At 71.7% G+C, this 20157-nt stretch carries 10 protein-coding genes; all 10 read left to right on the top strand.

Translation table 11 applies throughout. The annotated features are described in order from the left end of the window. Positions 1 to 140: 140 nt before the first annotated feature. From ABZX02_RS06415 to ABZX02_RS06370, 10 genes are read left to right on the top strand one after another with little or no spacing between them, the layout of a single operon-like run. Positions 141 to 884: an alpha/beta fold hydrolase gene (locus ABZX02_RS06415; protein ID WP_355295427.1), complete on the top strand. Its 744-nt coding sequence runs from the start codon at positions 141 to 143 to the stop codon at positions 882 to 884. Beyond that, positions 881 to 4042, top strand: coding sequence for an amino acid adenylation domain-containing protein (locus ABZX02_RS06410; RefSeq protein ID WP_355295426.1), 3162 nt, complete (start codon positions 881 to 883; stop codon positions 4040 to 4042). Before ABZX02_RS06415 ends, ABZX02_RS06410 begins: the two co-directional genes overlap by 4 nt. Next, positions 4039 to 7266 (top strand): amino acid adenylation domain-containing protein, encoded by a 3228-nt coding sequence (locus ABZX02_RS06405; protein WP_355295424.1) that lies wholly within the window; start codon positions 4039 to 4041, stop codon positions 7264 to 7266. Before ABZX02_RS06410 ends, ABZX02_RS06405 begins: the two co-directional genes overlap by 4 nt. Next, on the top strand, positions 7263 to 10343 hold the full coding sequence (locus tag ABZX02_RS06400; RefSeq protein WP_355295422.1) for a beta-ketoacyl synthase N-terminal-like domain-containing protein: 3081 nt from the start codon (positions 7263 to 7265) through the stop codon (positions 10341 to 10343). Before ABZX02_RS06405 ends, ABZX02_RS06400 begins: the two co-directional genes overlap by 4 nt. Further along, positions 10340 to 16042, top strand: a complete 5703-nt coding sequence (locus ABZX02_RS06395) for a condensation domain-containing protein (RefSeq protein WP_355295420.1) — start codon at positions 10340 to 10342, stop codon at positions 16040 to 16042. The genes ABZX02_RS06400 and ABZX02_RS06395 overlap by 4 nt, the downstream gene beginning before the upstream one ends. Beyond that, positions 16042 to 17388, top strand: coding sequence for an MFS transporter (locus tag ABZX02_RS06390; RefSeq protein WP_355295418.1), 1347 nt, complete (start codon positions 16042 to 16044; stop codon positions 17386 to 17388). The genes ABZX02_RS06395 and ABZX02_RS06390 overlap by 1 nt, the downstream gene beginning before the upstream one ends. A 9-nt stretch (positions 17389 to 17397) precedes the next feature. Next, positions 17398 to 17574 carry an MbtH family protein gene (locus tag ABZX02_RS06385; RefSeq protein ID WP_253325371.1) on the top strand — a complete coding sequence of 59 codons (177 nt, stop codon included), beginning with the start codon at positions 17398 to 17400 and terminating at the stop codon, positions 17572 to 17574. Continuing rightward, positions 17571 to 17798, top strand: a complete 228-nt coding sequence (locus tag ABZX02_RS06380) for an acyl carrier protein (protein ID WP_089927016.1) — start codon at positions 17571 to 17573, stop codon at positions 17796 to 17798. Before ABZX02_RS06385 ends, ABZX02_RS06380 begins: the two co-directional genes overlap by 4 nt. Continuing rightward, the gene (locus ABZX02_RS06375; protein ID WP_355295415.1) at positions 17798 to 19132 is read left to right on the top strand and encodes a hypothetical protein; all 1335 of its coding nucleotides are present in this window, start codon (positions 17798 to 17800) and stop codon (positions 19130 to 19132) included. The genes ABZX02_RS06380 and ABZX02_RS06375 overlap by 1 nt, the downstream gene beginning before the upstream one ends. Then, entirely contained in the window at positions 19129 to 20145 is a 1017-nt protein-coding gene (locus ABZX02_RS06370) for a 3-oxoacyl-[acyl-carrier-protein] synthase III C-terminal domain-containing protein (protein WP_355295413.1), read from the top strand. The genes ABZX02_RS06375 and ABZX02_RS06370 overlap by 4 nt, the downstream gene beginning before the upstream one ends. Positions 20146 to 20157 lie beyond the last annotated feature (12 nt).

Below are 20157 nucleotides of genomic sequence, written 5' to 3'. Positions count from 1 at the left end.
CTTGGGCGGCCGGGGCCGTCGTTCGTGCCAGCGCTGGTGCGAACGGCGGCCCCGGCCACGTTTGTGCTGATGGGACAGGCATAAGGGAGCCGTCAGGTTTCCCGAAGGGTGCGCTAAGACCCGCTTCGTAGCTTCGTCTGGTGAACGAAAACGGGGGAAGCGGCTGGCTGACGCGGCCGAAACCGAGGCCGGGCGCGGCGCTGCGGGTGGTGTGCCTGCCGTACGCCGGTGGCGGTGCGTCGGCCTACTGGGACTGGGCGGACCTGCTGGGCGAGTCCGTCGACCTGTGGGTCGCGGCGTTGCCGGGCAGGGAAAGGCGTTTCGGCGAACCCGCGCTCACCGAGGCCGCGGCGATCACCGGACCGCTGGCCGAGGCGATCCGCGCGGAGATCGCGGCACCGGTGGTGCTGTTCGGCCACAGCATGGGCGGGCTGCTCGCGTTCGACGTGGCCCGGCGCCTGGGCGGGCTGGCCGAACACCTCGTGGTCTCCGCGACCAAGGCGCCGCACCTCGCGTTCGGCGGCGCACCCCACCTGCTCGACGACGCGGGCCTGCTCGACTGGATGACCACGCTCGGCGGTGTCCCCGCGGACCTGTTGGCACACCAGGACATGCTCGCGCTGATCCTGCCGACGCTGCGCGCCGACCTGACGGTGTGCGCCGGGTTCCACGGCACGCGCGACGTCGTCGACGTGCCGGTCACCGCGTTCTCCGGCACCGACGACCCGCTCGCGACCGTGGCCGACGTCGCCGCCTGGCGGCACCACACCGTCGCCGGCTTCGACCTCGTGGTCCGGCCGGGCGGCCACTTCTACCTCAAAGACGATCCGGCGGCGGTGACGAGCGTCGTGCGGTCGCTCGCGGCCAGGGAAGGTGTGCAGTGACCGACCAGTTCCCCGCTACCCGCGGCCAGCAGCAGATCTGGTTCTCCGACCAGCTCGCGCCGGACGTCACGTTCAACACCGTGCCGGTGCACGTGGAGATCACCGGCGATCTCGACACCTACGCGCTCGCCACCGCGCTGAACGCGGTGATCGACCGGCACGAGCCGTTGCGCACCAGCTACCGCCTCGACAGCGACGCGCTGGTGGCGTCCGTCGCGCTGGAGGCCCACATGTCGATTGCGGCACGCGACCTCCGCGACCTCGCACCGGCCGAACGCACCGCGCGCGCCGAAGCGTTGGTGGCGGCCGAACTCGCTCGCCGTGTCGACATCACCTCGGGTCTGCCGTTGCGGATCGTGTTGCTGCGCCTGGAGGACGACCGCCACCAGCTCGTGCTCCTGGTGCACCACATCGCGATCGACGGCGCGTCCGTCGCCGTGATCCAGGACGAGCTGCCGCGCTGCTACCAGGCCGCGGTCGACGGAGGAGACGTCGCGCTGCCCCGGCCCGCGGTCGCCTACCGAGACATCGCGCCGCTCGACGGCGGCGTGGAGCACTGGCTCACGGAGCTGGCCGACCTGCCGGAACCGCTGGAGCTGCCGGCCATCCGCACCCGTCCCGCTCCGCCGGACTTCGCCGCCGAGTCGTTGCCCCTCGTCGTGCCGGAGGACCTGGCGAACGCGGTGCGCCGCGCCGCGAGCACGCACCGGTCATCGTCGTTCATGGTGCTGCTGAGCGCGTTCTCCGTGTTGCTGCACCGGTTGACCGGCTCGTCGGACGTGGTGGTCGGCTCGCCGTCGGCCGGCCGCGAGCACGCCGACACCCACGAGCTGGTCGGCTACTTCGTGAACATGCTGGCGCTGCGGGTGCGCCTCGGCTGGGACCCGACGTTCGGCGAGGTGATGGACGTCGTGCGCGGCTCCGTGCTGGACGCGCTCGACCACCGCGACGCGCCGTTCCACGAGGTGTGCTCCGCGCTCGGGCAGACCGGGGACGGCGACCGGCACCCGGTGTTCCAGGTCGTCTTCGCGTCCCCGCCGCCGCTGGCCGGTCCGCTGGCCGCCGGCAGGTGCGTGTTCACGTTCGTCCAGGGCACCAGCGACCAGAGCCTCTACGACCTCGAGCTGCAGCTGCCCGACTCCGGCAGCGGCGAGATGCGCGGCTGGGTCAAGTTCCGCACGGCGCTGTACCGGCGCGCCGACGTCGTCGACCTGACCGAGCGCTTCGCCACCGTGCTCGGGCAGCTCACCAGCGCGCCGGACACGCGGCTGTCGAACCTGTCGCTGCTCTCCGGCGACGAGCGCGGCCGGATTGTCCGCGACCTCAACGCGAACGCCACCGCGTACCCGGCGGACGCGACGCTCGTCGAGCTGTTCGAGCAGACCGTCGACCGCTTCGCCGCGGACGTCGCCGTCGACTTCGGCGGCGTGCGGCTCACCTACGCCGAACTGGACCAGCGGGCCAACCGGCTCGCCGCCCACCTCGGCACCCTCGGCGTCACCGTGGGAACGCCCGTCGGCATCCTGCTGGACCGTGGCGTGGACTGGATCGTCGCCGCGATCGCCGTGCTGAAGGCCGGTGGCGCCTACCTGCCGCTCGACCCGGAGTACCCGCTCGACCGCCTGCAGTCGTTGTGCGAGGACGCTTCCGCCGCCGTCGTGGTCGCCGATCGCGGCGCCGAGCTGTCCGGCGTCGAGCTGGTCGACCTGTCCGCGATGGTCCTCACCTGCCCGGCCGACCGTCCACAGCGGACGCTGGTCGCGGACGACCTCGCGTACGTGATGTACACGTCCGGGTCGACCGGTATGCCGAAGGGCGTGTGCGTCAGCCACCGCAACGTGGTCCGGCTGGTCCGCGACACGAACTACGTCGACTTCGCGCCCGGTGACCGGGTCGCGCAGGCCTCGACGACGACGTTCGACGCGGCGACGTTCGAGATCTGGGGAGCCCTGCTGAACGGCGGTCGTCTGGTTGGCCTGCCCAAGGACGTCGCGCTCGACCCGGCGGCGCTGGGGGAGTGGTTGCGGGCCAACGCGATCGACACGTTGTTCCTCACCACGTCCGTCGCGATGCACGTGGCACGTGAGTTGCCCGGCGCGCTGTCCGGGTTGCGCTACTTCGTGTTCGGCGGCGAGCAGCCGGACGAGCACGCGGTCGCCGCGCTCATCGCCCACCCCGGCGGTCCGCGACACGTCGTGAACGGCTACGGCCCGACCGAGACCACGACCTTCGCGTCGAGCCACGAGTGCGAGCGTGCGCCGGGCCGCATCCCGTTGGGGCGCGGGTTAAGCAACACCCAGCTCTACGTGCTGGACCAGTACCTGGAGCCGGTCCCGCCGATGGCCGTGGGCGAGCTGTGCATCGGCGGTGACGGCGTCGGCCGCGGCTACGTCGGCAACCCCGCCCTGACCGCCGACAAGTTCGTCCCGGACCACCTGGGTGGCAAGCCCGGCTCGCGGCTGTACCGGACCGGTGACCTCGCGCGGTTGCTGCCGGACGGGACCTTCGAGTACCTCGGCCGGGCCGACCGCCAGGTCAAGATCCGCGGGTTCCGGATCGAGCCCGGTGAGGTCGAGGCCTGTCTGCACTCGTCGGGGCTGGTGCGCCAGGCCGTCGTCGTACCGCTCCCGGACGCCGCCGGTGACGTCCGCCTGGTCGGGTACGTCGTGCTGGAGCGGGCGGGCGACGAGCAGCTCGACGAACTGGCGCGGCACGTGCGCGCCGCGCTGCCCGCCTACCTGGTGCCGTCCGCGCTGGTGCCGCTGGAGTCGTTGCCGTTGACCCGCAACGGCAAGCTCGACCTGCGCGCGTTGCCCGACCCGGAGATCACCGCGGACGAGGAGCTCGACGAGCCGCGCACGCTCACCGAGGTCGCCGTCGCGAACCTGTGGCGCCAGGTGCTCGGCGCGGAGTCCGTCGGGCGCGACACCAACTTCTTCGACTGCGGCGGCCACTCGCTGAAGGCGGCGAGGATCCTCGCCCGCGTCGAGAGCGAACTGGGTGTCCGGCTGCCGATGCGGTCGCTCTTCGACCATCCGACCGTCGCCGGCATCGCGACCGAGGTCGACCGGTTGCGCGACACCACACCCGTACCCGTCGGCGTGATCCGTTCCGAGGCCAGGGCCTCGCGTTCGGTCGCCGACCTGCTCGATCTGTGACTGGAGGGGAAGTCGTGCAGGACGTGTTGCGGCGCTTGAAGGCGCTGGACCCCGAGAAGCGGGCGGCGGTGTTCGCCCAGCTCGCCGCACGGGGTGAGGACTTCGGCGTCTACCCGGTGTCGTCCGGGCAGCGGCGGCTGTGGCTGCTCGACCAGCTGCACCCCGGCAGCGCCGTCTACAACGTGCCGTACGCCTTCCGGCTGCGCGGCACCGTGGACGCCGATGCGCTGGGCAAGGCGTTGCTGGAGGTCGGACGGCGGCACGAGGTGCTGCGGACCGTGTTCCTCGACCTCGACGGCGAGCCTCGGCAGGTGATCCTGCCGGAGCCGCAGTTCTCGCTCGTGGTGTCGCATGTGGACGTTGCCGACCGTGACGCGTTTGCGGCCGAACGTGCCGCAGAGGTGGCGGGGGAGCCGTTCTCGTTGGCGGACGGGCCGTTGCTGCGGGCGGAGCTGGTGGTGTTCGACGCCACCGACGCGCTGCTGCTCGTGTCGATGCACCACATCGTCTGCGACGGCTGGAGCACCCAGCTGCTGTTCGCCGAGTGGGAGGCCGCCTACTCGGCCCGCGACCTCGGACCCGCCCCTGCGCAGTACCTCGACTTCAGCCGCTGGCAGACCGAGTGGCTCGACGGTCCCGAAGGCGCGCGGCTGCTGGAGTACTGGACCTCGCAGCTCGCCGGCGTGCCGCCGGTGCTGGAGCTGCCGGCCGACCGCCCGCGTCCGGCCGTGATGAAGATGCGGGGCGGTGCCGTCGAGTTCGCCTGGCCCGTCGCGCTGAAGGAGCAGCTCGACGCGTTCTGCCTCGCCGAGCGCGTGACCCCGTTCATGGTGCTGCTGACCGCGTGGAACGTGCTGCTGCACCGGTACTCCGGAGCCGACGACATCGTGGTCGGCACCAACGTGGGCAACCGGCGCGCCGAGATCGAGGACGCCATCGGCTTCTTCGTCAACACCGTCGCCCTGCGGACCCGCGTGGACGCCGACGTCAGCTTCCTCGAGCTGCTGCACCAGGTCCGCGACACGACGCTGGCCGCGCAGCAGCACCAGGAGCTGCCCTTCGAACGGGTCGTCGAGGCGCTGGCACCACCGCGCAGCACCGCGCACCAGCCGGTCGTCCAGACGATCGTCGGCATGGAGGACGGCCAGCACTCGCTGTTGTCGTTGCCGGGCGTCGAGATCACCCGCGTGCCGGCGCACTCCGGCACAGCGAAGTGGGACCTGGAACTGGGCGTCACGTCCACCGAGGGCGGGATCACCGGCCTGCTGGAGTTCGACAGCGCGCTGTACGAACCCGAGACCGCGCGCCGCCTGCTCGGCCACCTGGAGACCCTGCTCGGCTCCGGGCTCACCGACCCGTCCTGCCCGGTCGGCCGCCTGACCATGATCACACCGGCGGAGCGCGCGCAGCTCCTCCAGGACTGGAACCCGGTGCCCTCCGCGCGGCTCGACGGCGTGCTGGTGCACGAGCTGGCCGAGGCCTCCGCCGACCGCACGCCCGACGCCGTGGCGCTGGTGTTCGAGGACCAGGAGCTGACCTACCGGGAACTGGACGAGCGGGCGAACCGGCTCGCGCACCTGCTGCGGTCTCGCGGCATCGGGCGGGGTGACTTCGTCGGCATCAGCCTGCCCCGGTCGCTCGACCTCGTGGTGGCGCAACAGGGCGTGCTCAAGTCCGGCGCCGCCTACGTGCCGCTCGACCCGGAGTACCCGGCGGAGCGGCTGGCGTACATGGTCGCCGACTCCGGGCTGCGCGTGGTCGTCACGCTGGCGGCGTTCTCCGCGCGCTTCCCCGACGTGTCAACGCTTCCGCTGGACGAGACCGACTTCTCGGGAGTGCCCGCTGCACGGCTCGCGCGGACCGTGGAACCGGACGACCTCGCGTACGTGATCTACACGTCCGGGTCGACCGGCAAACCCAAGGGCGCCATGCTGCCGCACCGCGGCGTCGTGAACCTCGCGGACGAGCTGGCGCGCGTGCTCGGCATCGGGCCGGGCAACCGGATGCTGCAGTTCGCGTCGTTCAGCTTCGACGTGTCGGTCGCCGACATCATGGTGACGCTGCGGTCCGGTGCCACGGTCGTCCTGGCCGCGCAGCACGACCTGCAGCCCGGCCCCGATCTGGCCCGCACGATCAACGACCAGCGCGTCGACGTGGCGTGCCTGCCGCCGACCGTGCTGCGGCTGACCGACCCGGCCTCCGTGCCCGGCCTGCGGACTCTGATGGCGGGCGGAGAGGCGTGCCCCGAGGAGGTCGCGGCCGCGTGGGCGGCGGGCCGGCGGTTCATCAACGTCTACGGACCCACCGAGGCGTCCATCTGGATCACCGCCGCGGAGTGCGACGGCACCGAGAGCCCGTTGCCGATCGGACGCCCGATCACCGGCAGCACGGCCTACGTGCTGGACGCGCACGGGGAACCGCTGCCCGTCGGCGTGCCGGGGGAACTGCACCTCGGTGGCGTGCAGGTGGCGCGCGGGTACCTGCACCGGCCGGAGCTCACGGCCGACCGGTTCATCGCCGACCCGTTCGGCGGTGGGCGGCTGTACCGCACCGGTGACCTCGCGCGGTTCCGGCCGGACGGGCAGGTCGAGTTCCTGCGCCGGATGGACGACCAGATCAAGCTGCGCGGCTACCGGATCGAGCTGGGCGAGATCCAGACGGCGGTGTGCGCGCACCCGTCGGTGCGCGCGGCGGTCGTGATCGCCCGCGAGGACGTGCCGGGTGACGTGCGGCTGGTCGCCTACGCGGTGGCCGCCGACGGCTGCGAGATCGACGCCGCGGAGCTGCGTTCCTCGCTGCGGCGCGGGCTGCCCGAGTACATGGTGCCGTCGGCGTTCGTCGCGGTGCAGACGATCCCGCGCAACCCCAACGGGAAGCTCGACCACCGCGCGTTGCCGAAGCCGGAGTCGGTGCGTTCCGAACGGGTCGTGGTGCCCGCGGGCAACCAGACCGAGCGGACGATCTCCGACGTCTGGCGCGAGGTGCTGCGGATGGACCGCGTCGGCGCCGACGACAACTTCTTCGACCTCGGCGGCAACTCGGTGCTGCTGGTCAAGGCGCGCAGCCGGCTCGCGGAGCTGTTCGCTCGGGAGGTGCCGACGGTGACGCTCTTCACCTACCCGACGGTGCGGGCGCTCGCCGCCCACTTCGACGGCGGTGGCGCGGTGGAGACGCGGTCCGCTGGTGGCAGGAAGGCATTGCTGGCTCGGGGGAGGAAGTCGTGACGGAGTACACCGGACTGGAGATCGCGGTCGTCGGCATGGCCGGCCGCTTCCCGGGATCATCCACAGTGGACGAGTTCTGGGAGCAGGTGCTCGCGGGCGAGGTCGGCGTGCGCCGCTTCACCGACGAGGAGATGGACGCGGCGGGCGTGTCCGCGGAACGACGCGCCGAGCCGGGTTTCGTACCGATGGGTGGCGCGCTGCCCGGCATCGAGTTCTTCGACGCCAAGCTCTTCGGCTACAGCCCGCGCGACGCGGCCGTGCTGGACCCGCAGCAGCGCGTCTTCCTGGAGTGCGCCTGGCACGCCCTGGAGCACGCGGGCCACCTCGGCGGCGGGCGGGAGATCGGCGTCTACGCCTCGGCGAGCGTCGACACGTACCTGCTGCGCCACCTGTGGAACAACCCCGCCGTACCGGGCGGCCTGCACCCGCTCGACCTGTTGCTGGCCAACGACAAGGACACGCTCGCCAGCCGCGTCGCCTACCACCTCGACCTGACCGGCCCCGCGATCACCGTGCAGACGGCGTGCTCGTCGTCGCTGGTGACGATCCACGTGGCGTGCCAGGCGCTGCTGGGCCACGACTGCGACATCGCCCTGGCAGGCGGCGTCTCGATCCGGCCGCCGGTGCACGAGGGCTACCAGCACACCGAAGGCGGCATCCTCGCCGCCGACGGCCGCTGTCTGCCCTTCGACGCGGACGCGCACGGCGTGGTCGCGGGCAACGGCGTCGCCGCCGTGGTGCTGCGCCGCCTGGAGGACGCCCTCGCCGACGGCGACACGATCCACGCGGTGATCAAGGGCACCGCCGTGAACAACGACGGCGCGAGCAAGGTCGGCTTCACCGCGCCGAGCGTCACCGGCCAGGCACGGGTCATCAGGGCCGCGCACGACCTGTCCGAAGTGGACTCCTCCACGATCGGCTACGTCGAGGCGCACGGCACCGCCACCCCGCTGGGCGACCCGATCGAGGTGGCCGCGCTGAAGCAGGCATTCGTCCACCCACCGCAGGCCTGCGCTCTGGGGTCGGTCAAGGCGCTGATCGGCCACCTGGACGCGGCGGCCGGTGTCGCCGGGTTCGTGAAGGCCGCGCTCACCGTGCGGGAGGGCGTCGTACCGCCCAGCCCGTACTTCACCGCCCCGAACCCCGAGACGGGGCTTCCGGACAGCCCGTTCTTCGTCAACCGCGAGGCGGCGCCGTGGCCGTTGGAGGGGCCGCGGCGGGCCGGGGTCAGCGGGTTCGGCATGGGCGGCACCAACGCGCACGCCGTGCTGGAGGAACCGCCGTCGCCCGAACCGATGCCGCCGACCCGGTCTCGGCACCTGGTGGTGCTGTCGGCCGGGAGTGAGGGGGCGTTGGAGGAGAGCCGGGAGCGGCTGGCCGCGCGGCTTGCGGTGGGCGGCCTGGAGTTGGCGGACGTGTCGTACACGCTGCGGACGGGGCGGAAGGTGCTGCGGCACCGGTTGGCCGCGGTGGTGGGCGGAGGTGGGGAGGGTTCGGCACCCGAGGCCGCTGTTGGCACCGCCACCCCGACCGCCGCCACCACTGCCACCGCCACCGGCCGCGCCACCATCACCGCCGCCGCTGGCCTCACCACCAGCGCCACCACCGCGCCCACCAACACCTCGCTCGCCGAGGTGTGGACCGGCTCCGGCGACCGGCGCGACGTCGTCTTCCTCTTCCCAGGCCAAGGCTCGCAGTACGCCGGCATGGCCGCCCACCTCACCGCCGAGGAACCGGTCTTCAAGGCCGCCCTCGACGAGTGCGCCGCCCTCCTCCCGTTCGACCTGCACGAGGTCCTCGCCGACACCGACCGCCTGACCCGCACCGAGTTCACCCAGCCCGCCCTCTTCGCCGTCGAGTACTCGCTCGCGAAGCTCTGGGAGCACTGGGGTGTGCGGCCGAGCGCGATGCTTGGGCACAGCGTCGGCGAATACGTGGCCGCGTGCCTGGCCGGGGTGTTCTCGCTGCCGGACGCGCTCGAGCTCGTCACGGCACGTGGCGCGCTCATGAGTGCGTTGCCCGGTGGCGCCATGCTGTCCGTGCCGCTGGGTGCCGACCAGCTGGACCTGCCGGCGGACGTGTCCCTCGCGGCGAGCAACGCGCCGAACCTCAGCACGGTCGCCGGCACGTTCGAGGCGATCGAGCGCTTCGAGCAGACCGTCGCCGGTCGGCGGCTGCACACCTCGCACGCGTTCCACTCGGCGATGATCGACCCGATTCTCGACGAGTTCACCGCGTTGGTCGAGCGGATCGGGCCTCGTACGCCGCGGATCCCGTTCATCTCCAACGTGTCCGGCACCTGGATCACGACGGAGGAGGCGACCGACCCCCGGTACTGGGCCCGGCACGCCCGTGCGGCCGTGCGGTTCAGCGAGGGGCTGACGACGCTGGTCGCCGAGCCGGTGACGGTGCTGGAGGTCGGGCCGGGCAACGTCCTCACGACGTTGGCACGCCAGCACGACCTCAAGGGCGGCGCGGCATTCGGGTCGTTGCGGCACCCGCGCGAGGACAAGCACGACCTCGACACGATGCTGGCCGCGGCGGGCAGGATGTGGATCGCCGGCGTGCCGGTCGACCTGGGCGCGCTCACCGCGGACGAGCGGCGGCGCAGGGTTCCGCTGCCCGGTTACCCGTTCGAGCGCGCCCGCCACTGGGTCGACCTGCCCGGCACGGCGCCGCGGCCGATCGAGGTCGTCGAGGTGCTGCCGCAGCCGGCCGAGGTCGTGCTGCCGCAGGGTGATCTCGGGCTGGTCACCGGCATCTGGCAGGAGCTGCTCGGCATCGCGCGCATCGGGCCGGACGACGACTACTTCGAGCTCGGCGGGCATTCGCTGCTGGCCAACCAGATCCTCGCGCGGATCACGGCGGAGCTCCAGGTCACGCTGCCCGCGGGCGCGATCTTCGAGGCGCCGACGCCGCGCAAGCTCGCCGCGCGGATCGACGCGCTGCGCGGCGACGAGCCCGAGCAGGACGACGAGTTCGCCCGGCTGCTCGCCGAGATCCGCGACATGTCACCGGAAGAGCTGCGGGCCGAACTGGACCGCGAGCGGGACGCCCAGGAGATCTCCCAGTCATGACAGACCACCTGACCAGCTCACTGACCGAGGAGCAGAGACAGCTCCTCGCGCTGCGCCTGCGCAACGCCGACCGGTCGCAGCCGGTGTCGTTCACCCAGGAGCAGCTCTGGTTCCTCGACCGCCTCGACCCCGGCAACCCCGCCTACGCCATCCCGTTCGGGCTGGAGCTCACCGGGCCGCTCGACCGCACCGCCCTCGAACTGGCCGTCGGCCGGGTCGTGGACCGGCACTCCGCCCTGCGCACCACGTTCTTCGAGCGCGACGGCGAGCTGCGCCAACGAGTACGTGACAACGTGTCCATCGCCATCGAGGTCACGGACCTGAGCGAAAACCCCAAACGGGCCGAGGAAGTCGCACAAGACCACGCCCGGTACGCGTTCGACCTCAGCGCGGGACCGCTGGTGGCGTTCCGGCTCGTCGTGCTCGGGCCGGAGAAGCACCTCCTGCTGGTGACCGCGCACCACATCGTGTTCGACGCCGCGTCGGCCGAGGTGTTCGGCGCCGACCTCGCCGCCTTCTACGGCGGAGAGACGCTGCCCGAGCTGACCACGTCGTTCGGCCGGCACGCCGCCGCCGAACGCCGCAGGCTCACCGCCGAGGTGATGGACGAGCACCTCGCGTACTGGCGGGACAGGCTCGCGGACAGCCCGGCGCGCTCCACCGTGCCGTCCGACCTGCCGCGCCCGGCGGTCCAGACGCACACCGGCGGCCGGCGGCACTTCGTCGTGCCCCGCGAGCTGACCGAGAAGCTCGCGGCCCGCGCCCAGCAGCTCGGTGTGTCGCTGAACGCCGTGGTGCTCAGCGGGTTCGCGGCGCTGATCGGCCAGGACCGGGTGCTGCTCGGCATGCCGGTGAGCGGCCGCGGCCGACCCGCGCTGGAGCACCTGATCGGCTCGCTGGCGAACATGCTGGTGCTGCGGGTGGACGTCCGGGACGACGCCGACGAGACGATCCGCGGCACCCACCGCGCGATCAGCGAGGCCTACGCCCACCAGGACGCGCCGTACGCACGGGTGGTGGAGGCGGTCGACCCGCCGCGCGACCCGAGCCAGAACCCGCTGTTCCAGGCCATGCTGAGCCTCACCGAGGCCTCGGCTCCCCGCACGGCGGCCGGTGTCGAGTTCCGCCCGTTCGAGGTCGACAACGGGCTGACCGACTTCGACCTGTTCGTCGTGCTGTCCCGAGTGGACGGTGAGCTGCGCGGCGTCATCGGCTACAACGCCGACCTCTACCTCGACGAGACCGTCGGCGAGCTGGGAGAGCGGTTCCTCGCCGTGCTCACCGGCCTCACCGCGGGCGAGCTCCCGCGCCGGGACCGGATCTCGATCGCCGCCACGTTCACCGCCGACCCCGTCCGCGCACCGCTGGACGTGCTCAACGGCGTGCTGCGGCTGCCCGTGGACGTGGAACTCGCGCCGTACCAGCAGATCGTCCAGCACCTGCTCAAGGGCGACGCCGGCAGGCTGGCCGACGTCGTGCTGCTGCGCTGGGAGGACTGGACGCGGCACGGCGACGCGGTCGAGGCGAACTGGCAGGACCTGGAGAACGCGGTCACGGCCTACCGGCAGCGGTCGGCCGCGCCGCTGCACCTCGTGGTGTGCCCGTCCGAGCAGTCGTTCGGCCACCTCGACGACCGGCTCGCGGTGCTCGCGGACTCGGTCGACGGCGTGCACGCCACGTGGTTCGCGGACTGGGCGAAGGCACTGCCGGTCGGCGCCACCTTCGACCCGCAGGCCGACAAGCTCGGCCACGTCCCGTACACGCAGGAGATGTTCGCGGCGCTCGCGATCCTGCTGACCCGCAGGCTGCACCCCGGTGCACACCGCCTGCACCTGCTGGAGACCGCGCTGGGCGACCCGGCGTCGCTCGCGGACCGCGCGGCGCCGGCCGTCCGCGCCGTCGCGATCGACACCCCTCCGGTGGCCCCGCGCACGACAACCGAGGAACGGCTCGCACGGGTGTGGCGGGAGGTGCTCAAGCTCGACGAGGTCGGTGTCACGCACGACTTCTTCGCGCTGGGCGGCCACTCGCTGCTCGCGACGCAGCTGCTGTCCAAGGTGTTCGCGGAGTTCGGCGTCGACGTCTCGCTGCACGCGCTGTTCACCCACCCGACCGTCGAGGCGCTCGCCGAACTCGTCGAGGAGCCGCAGGAGACCGGGCATCCGCTGTCGCCGGTCTCCCGCACCGAACCCCTCGCGCTGTCGGCCATCCAGCAGCGCATGTGGGCCGCGACCCAGCTCGACCCCACCACCACGCGCATGAACACCACGTTCGCGGTGGCGCTGCGCGGCTCGCTGGACGTGCCGGCATTGCGCGCCGCGGTCGCGAACGTCGTGCGACGGCACGAGATCCTGCGCACGACGTTCACCGAGCAGGACGGCCGGCCGGTCATGGTCGTGCACCCCGACATGGACTGCTGGCTGCCCGAAGCCGTCGGCTCGCCGGAGGAGTTCCTGGTCGAGCACACCACCCACGTCTACGACCTGGAGCACGGGCCGCTGCTGCGCGTCCGGCTGGTGCGTACGGCCGCGCAGGAGCACCACCTGTTGCTCGGCATGCACCACATCGTCTGCGACAACACGTCGTGGGGCGTGCTGCTCGGCGAGCTGTCCGCCGGCTACCGGGCCGGTGACCTGCCGGAACTGACGGTCCAGTACGCGGACTACGCGGCGTGGCAACAGGACCTGCTCACCGACGAGGCGCTCGCCCCGCACGAGGAGCACTGGCGCACCTACCTGGCCGACGCGCCGTCGCAGCTGGAGGTGCCCGCGGAACGCCCCGAGCGCAACGAGACCCGGCGCACGTCGTCCGTCGTGCCGGACCGGGTGTCGGCGGCGCTGAAGGACCTGGCACGTGCGGAGGGCAGCACACCGTTCGCCACGCTGCTCGCGGCGTACGCGGTGGTGCTCTACCGCCGCAGCGCGCAGCCGGACGTCGTGCTGAGCGTGCCCCAGCAGGGCAGGCCGCGGCCCGAGGTCGAGCACCTCGTCGGCTGCTTCACCGACCTGCTGCCGATCCGCGTGGACCTGGCCGGCCGCCTCACGTTCCGGCAGGTCGTGCAGCGGGTGCACCGCGCGATGGTCGACGGCTACCAGCACGGTGACGTGCCGTTCTCCAGCGTCGCCCACGTGCTGCCGCGGCAGAAGGGGCGGCACCCGGTCTACCAGTGCGCGTTCAACTACGCGGACCTGCCCGACGAGGCCGTGAACTGGCCGGGGCTGGAGCTGGAGCCATTGGAGGTGCCGGTCACGAGCCTCGACTTCGACCTGTTCCTCACGCTCACCACCGAGCACGGCGAGTTGGCCGCGACGCTCGAGTACAGCGCCGACCTGTTCGGCACCGACGGCGCCGGCGACCTGCTCGACTCGTTCGTCGCGCAGCTCACCGACCTGGTCGAGGCGCCCGACACCCGGATCGTGGTCGAGTCGTCCACTGTGGACCGCCAGACGATGGGCGTCGCGTCCTCGCGGCCGCTCGACGGCGTGCTGCCGGTGCTGACCTCGTGGCTCGACCGGCTGGACCTGCCGCTCGCCGTCAGCACGACGGCGCCCGGACAGGTGCTGCGTCCGCTCCTGGACCCCGCGGCCGGGTTCGGCGGCGGGACTACCGCGTTGGTGCTGCGCTGGGAGGACCTGTTCGACGGTGGCGTCGCCGCGTTCGAGCTGGCGTTCGACCGGCTCGGCACCGCGATCGAGCGATGGACCGAGCGCACCGGCGGGGAACTGGCCGTGCTGGCCACGTCCGAGCGCGTCGAGAAGCCGTGGCCCGGCGTGTTCGGCCACGCCGCCGACCGGCTCGCCCGACGGTTCCCGACCCTGAAGGTCATCGATCTGCTGACCGAGCAGGGCGACCATGACGTCGTGCTGGGCACCGAGCTCGCCCGGCTGCTGAGTGAGCTGCCGGAGGAGCAGCAGGCGAAGGAACTGCCGCGCACCGACGACGAACGCGAGCTCGCGGCCGTCTGGCAGGACGTCCTGAAGGTGCACGAGATCGGCGTCCACGACGACTTCTTCGAGCTGGGCGGCGACTCGATGACCGCCATCCAGGTGGTGTGGCTCGCGAACCAGGCGGGGATCAAGTTCACGCCCGCCCAGCTCACGGCCAAGCGCACGATCGCGGAGCTGCTGCGCGTGCCGATGTCCGAGGAGCAGCAAGCGCTTGCGGCCGTGTGGCGCGAGGTGCTCAAGGTCGACGAGGTCGGCGCGCACGACGACTTCTTCGCGCTCGGCGGCGACTCGATGACCGCCATCCAGGTGGTGTGGCTCGCGAACCAGGCCGGCATCAGGTTCACCCCCGCCCAGCTCACCGCCAAGCGCACGATCGCCGCGCTGCTGGTCGCGGACTCACCGGAGCAGGTCGTCGACCAGGGACCGGTGGAGGGCGACTTCCCGGCCACGGGTGCGCAGCGCTGGTTCTTCGAGGCGCTCGCGACGTCGATGGTCGCGCCCGCCCACTTCAACCACCCCTACTACCTGCGCCTGCGCGTGCCGGCGACGCCGGACCAGCTGGAGCGCGCGACGAACGCGTTGGTCGCCCACCACGACGGGATGCGCCTGCGGTTCCGCCGCGAGGGCAACGACTGGCACGCCTCGCACGGCCCGGTCGACGGCGCGATGCCGTTCGTGTCGTTCGACGTGTCGGACGCCGCCGACCGCGAGAAGGCGATCGAGGCCCACCTGAACGAGGTGCACCCGACGCTGGACGTCGCGGACGGCCCGCTGGCCAAGGTCGTCCACTTCGGACTCGGTGGACACGAGCCCGACCGCGTGATGCTGATCTGCCACCACCTGGTCACCGACGGCGTCTCGCGCAGCCTGATCCTGGAGGACTTCCAGAACGCGCTGCGGCAGGTCCTCGCCGGCCGGTGCGTCGACCTCGGGCCGAAGACCACGTCGTTCCGTGACTGGGCGCGCAGGATCGACGAGTACGCCCGCGGCCCGAAGCCCCTGCAGGAGCTGGAGTACTGGGAGCGGCAGGCGCCCGGCAGCGAGGACATGACGCCCGACCTGCCCGGCCGCAACACGTTCGGCGTCATGCAGGACATCCACACGACGATCGACGCCGAGACCACCACACGCCTGCGTGAGCTGGCCAAGGCGCACCACGTCGGTGTCAGCGACCTGGTGGTGTGGGCGTCCGTGCGGATGGCCTCGGACCGCTTCGGCGGTCCGGAGTGGACGATCGCGACCACCGGGCACGGCCGCGAGGCGCTGTTCGACGGCCTCGACCTGTCCCGCACGGTCGGCTGGTTCCAGGTCATGTACCCGGTCCGGCTCACCCTGCCCGAGACGGGCGACACGGCAGCGATCGCCTCACTTGCCGACCAGCTGAAGCAGGTGCCCGTCAACGGCATCGGCTACGGCCTGCTCCGCTACAACCACCCGGATCCCGCCGTCCGGCAGCGCCTGGAGACGCCGAACCCGCAGCTCACCGTCAACTACGCGGGCGCCTTCGGGTTCACCGACCTCTCCAGCGCGGACGAGCTGTTCGAGCTGTGCCAGTCCGAACTCGGTGTCCTGCAGGACAAGGGGACCGAGTGGCCGGGCCGGATCGACGTCGTCGGCTCGCTCGTCGACGGCCGGATCCGCATCGAGATGAACTACGGCACCGAGATGTACCTGCCGGAGACCGCGCGCCGGATGCTCGGCGAAATCGAAGGGCTGCTCCGTCAGCTCGTGGACCAGAACAGGATGAGGTAATGCCCAAGCCTTCGGGATTCGGCGCGTTCACGATCATGTGGGTAGGACAGCTGCTGTCCGCGCTCGGCACCCGCATGACGAACTTCGCGCTCAGCATCTGGGTGTGGCAGCACACCGGCTCGGCCACGTCGATGGCGCTGATGATGTTCTGCGGCTTCGGTTCGACCGTGCTGTTCAGCCCACTCGCGGGCAGCCTGATCGACCGGCTGGACCGCAAGGTCTCGATCATCATCTCCGAGATCGGGTCGATCGCCGTCACGTTCATCCTGCTCGCGTTGTTCCTTACGGACTCGACGCAGCTGTGGCACCTCTACCTCGTCAACGTGCTGACCGGCGCGTTGCTCGCGATCCAGGGGCCGGCGTTCGGCGCCACCATCGCGCTGATGATGGAGAAGGGGAAGTTCCTCCGCGCCAACGCGATGATGTGGTCGGTCAAGAGCTTCCCGGTGATCTTCGCGCCGGCGTTCGCCGCCACCCTGCTCGGCCTGACCGGCATCAAGCTGATCCTGTTCATCGACGGGCTCACGTACGTCGTCGCGATCATCACCGTGCTCGTGGTGACGATCCCTCCTGTGCCCGGCCAGGACCGGGAGAAGAGCACCTTCTGGCAGGACTGCGTGTTCGGGTTCCGCTACATCGTCGAACGCCCGCCGCTGCTCGCCGTGCAGATCGTCCTGTTCTCCATCAGCCTCCTCGCGGCGCTGGCGTGGGCGCTGATCGTGCCGCTGGTGCTCGCCCGCACCCTGGGCGACGAGGGCACGCTCGGCCTGGTGCAGAGCATCGGCGCGGTCGGCGGCGTCCTGGGCGGCACGCTGCTCGCGTTCATGAGGCCGCCGCGCCGCAAGATGCTCGTGGTGCTCGGCGCGATCCTGGTGTTCAGCATCGTCGGCCGCATCCTCTACGGCGTCGGCGACGGCCTCATCGCGTGGGCCGCGGCGATGTTCTTCGTCGAGCTGACCATCCCGTTCATCGACGGTCTCGCGCAGACCATCTGGCAGGAGAAGGTCGACCCGGCGGTGCAGGGCCGCGTGTTCGCCGCCCGCAACTTCTTCGAGAACCTCTCGGTCCCGATCGGCTTCGCGGCCGCCGGCCCGCTGGTGGACAAGGTGCTCGAACCCGCTATGCGCGGGGACACGGCACTCGCCGACACGTTCGGCTGGCTCGTCGGCACCGGACCGGGCTCGGGCATCGGGCTGCTGTTCGTGGTCGTCGGCGTGCTCGGCGCGGGCGTCGGCGTCGCGGGCTTCCTCAGCCGCAACGTCCGCGAGGTCGAGACGCTCGTCCCCGACCACGAGCCGGAGCCCGAGGCCAAGCCGCTCGACCGCCAGCCCGCGCTGGCCGACTAGGAGACCGACATGACCCACCGAGTGGTCGTCAACGACGAAGAGCAGTACTCGATCTGGCCCGCCCACAAGGACAACGCGCCCGGCTGGCACGACGCGGGCGTCAGCGGGTCGAAGGACGAGTGCCTGGAACACATCGGTCGCGTGTGGACGGACATGCGCCCGCTCAGCCTGAGAGGACGGTCATGACCTTCACCGACGTGGTGGCCGGTGCCCTGGACGTCGATCCGGCGCACGTCACCGACGACGCGGGCCAGGACACGCTGTCGAGCTGGACGAGCATGCGGCACATCCAGCTGATCGTCATGCTGGAGGAGGCCTACTCGCTCTCCTTCGACTACGAGGAGATCGCCGGCGCGCGGACGGTCCGGGAGGTCCGGGAAGTGCTGCGCGCCAAGGGGGTCGAGGTCTGATGGACACGCGACTGCGCTGGCAGAAGATCGGCCGGACCGACGTCCGCCCGGTCGTGCGCGTGGGCCTGCTCGCGAGCTACACGATCGACCCGCTGGTGCCGCACCTCGGCGTCGCGCTGCACGACGCCGGCCTCCCGGTCGCGTTCGACACCGCGCCGTACAACCAGATCGTGCGGCAGTGCCTGGACGACACCTCGGAGATGGCGCGGGTGAAGCCGGACGTGCTCGTCGTGGCACCGCGCTTCGAGGAGCTGGGCGACGAGCTGCTGACCGCGGTCGACGCCGCGGTGTCGGCGGCCCGGCGCTGGGGGTCGTTCCTGGTCGTCGTGCTGCCCGCCGTGCCGGAGGACCGGGCGTACGGGCAGCTCGACGACGGGCGGGCCGCGGGCACGGCCGCGACGGCGCACGAGGCCAGGGAGACGATCCGGGCCGAGCTCGCGGGCCGTCCGGACGCCTGGGTGGTCGACGCCGAACGGGCCGTGCGGGCGGTCGGCACGGCCAAGGCGCACCACGCCGCGATGTTCAAGTTCGCCAAGATCCCGTACACGGAGGCGGTGTTCGGCGAGCTGGGAGGCCAGCTGGCCGGGGTGCTGCGGGCCGTGCACGGGCTGACCCCGAGGCTGGTCGTGGTGGAGTCGGGCGCCGGACTGGAGGAACCGGCGCGGTGGCTGCGCGAGTCCGGAGCGCGGATCGTGGTGCGAGCGGAGGGGGAGGAGGTCGCGGACGTGGCGGCGCGCGAGGGTGTGCCGGTGGAGTCCGCGGTGCTGCTGACGCTGGGGGAGGCGGCTGCCGGGTCCGCGCCGGTGCTGCGGCTGGGCGGCAAGCCCGCCGGGTGGCGCGACGAGGTGACGCGGTCCGGCCTGCTCGACCGCCTCCCCGCCCCGGACCGCACGGCACCCCGCGTGCGCCACTCCACCAGGGAGACCGTCTCGCTCGACGACTTCATGGCCGGCCTGAACGTCGAGGTCGACCTCGAACCCGTCGGTCCCGACTCCGCGGCGAAGGTCGTCGAGGTGGTCTCCCGCGCCAAGGACTTCACCCTCGGCACCGAGAAGCTCGACCTGACCGAGGACCGCGAGGTGTTCGCGGTCCGCGTGCGCGACAAGTTCGGCCAGTACGGGATCAGCGGCGCGGTCGGCATCACCGGCGGGACCGTCGTGGACGTGTTCTCGCTGTCCTGCGTCGTGCTCGGCAAGGGCGTCGAGGACGTCGTGCTGCAACGGCTGCGCGCCGAGCACGGCGACCTCGTGTTCCGCCACCGCGCCACCCCGCACAACCAGATCACCGCCGGGTTCCTGACGGACGCCGGAGCGAGAATCGAGGAGATCCCGTGACCATCCACTTCGGAGTCGTGTCGCTCGGCCACGTGCTCGGCGACCCCGTCGACGTGGCCACCGCCGCGCCCGGCTACACCGACGACGTCGACCGCGTGCTGGGCTGGGGCTTCCGCACCTTCCACCGTGCGAAGGACGGCGTCGGGCTCACCGACCTGGCCGCCGAGGCCGGTGCCAAGGCGCTGGGCGACGCGGGTGTGCAGCCGCACGAGGTCGACCTGGTCGTGCTCGCGATGTCCGACCTGTCCGAGCACCTGTACTGGGACGCGGCCGGCGCCACGCAGGCCAAGATCGGCGCCCACGGGTCGGAGAACGTGCTGCTGACCCAGGCGTGCGGCGGGGGAGTGGCCGCGTTCGACGTCGTCGCCGGCAAGTTCGCCACGCACCCGGACTACCAGACCGCGTTGATCATCGGCGCCAACCGGGTGTGCGAGCCGTACTGGAACCGGATGGAGATCAACACCAGCATCTTCTCCGACGGTGCGGCGGCGGCCGTGGTCAAGCGCGACCACCCGCGCAACCGGTGGCTCAACACCGAGATCATCAGCGACGGCCGGTACGCCGACTTCATGATGATGGACGTCGGTGCCGCCGCGCGGCCGTTCGCCGGCCAGCAGGACGTGGGCGTCAAGAGCCCGCAGAAGCGGCTGGAGGAGTTCTTCGCGGGGGACATCCGCAAGATGTTCGAGTTCGTCTCGACCATCCGCACCAACAACCACGAGGTCGTGCGCCGCTCCTGCAAGCGCGCGGGCATCGAGCCCGCCGACCTGCGCAAGCTGCTGCACCTGCACGACAGCGTGCCCGCCATGACGTTGCTGGCCAAGGACCTCGACCACGGTCCGGAGTGGACGAACACCGAGGTGTCCCAGGCCTACGGCCACGTCGGGTGCGCCGACCAGCTGATGTCGCTCGAGCACTACCTCACGACCGAGGAGCTCACCGAGGGCGACGTCGTGGCACTGACCAGCACGGCCAGCGGCATGCACTGGCTGTGCACGCTGCTGGCGATCTGAGGGGGAGGAACT

The sequence above is a fragment of the Lentzea sp. NPDC003310 genome (assembly GCF_040610935.1).
In the GTDB taxonomy this organism is placed as follows: Bacteria; Actinomycetota; Actinomycetes; order Mycobacteriales; family Pseudonocardiaceae; genus Lentzea.
Note: the sequence above shows the minus strand (reverse complement) of the source record. Positions and strands in the feature narration are given on the sequence as shown.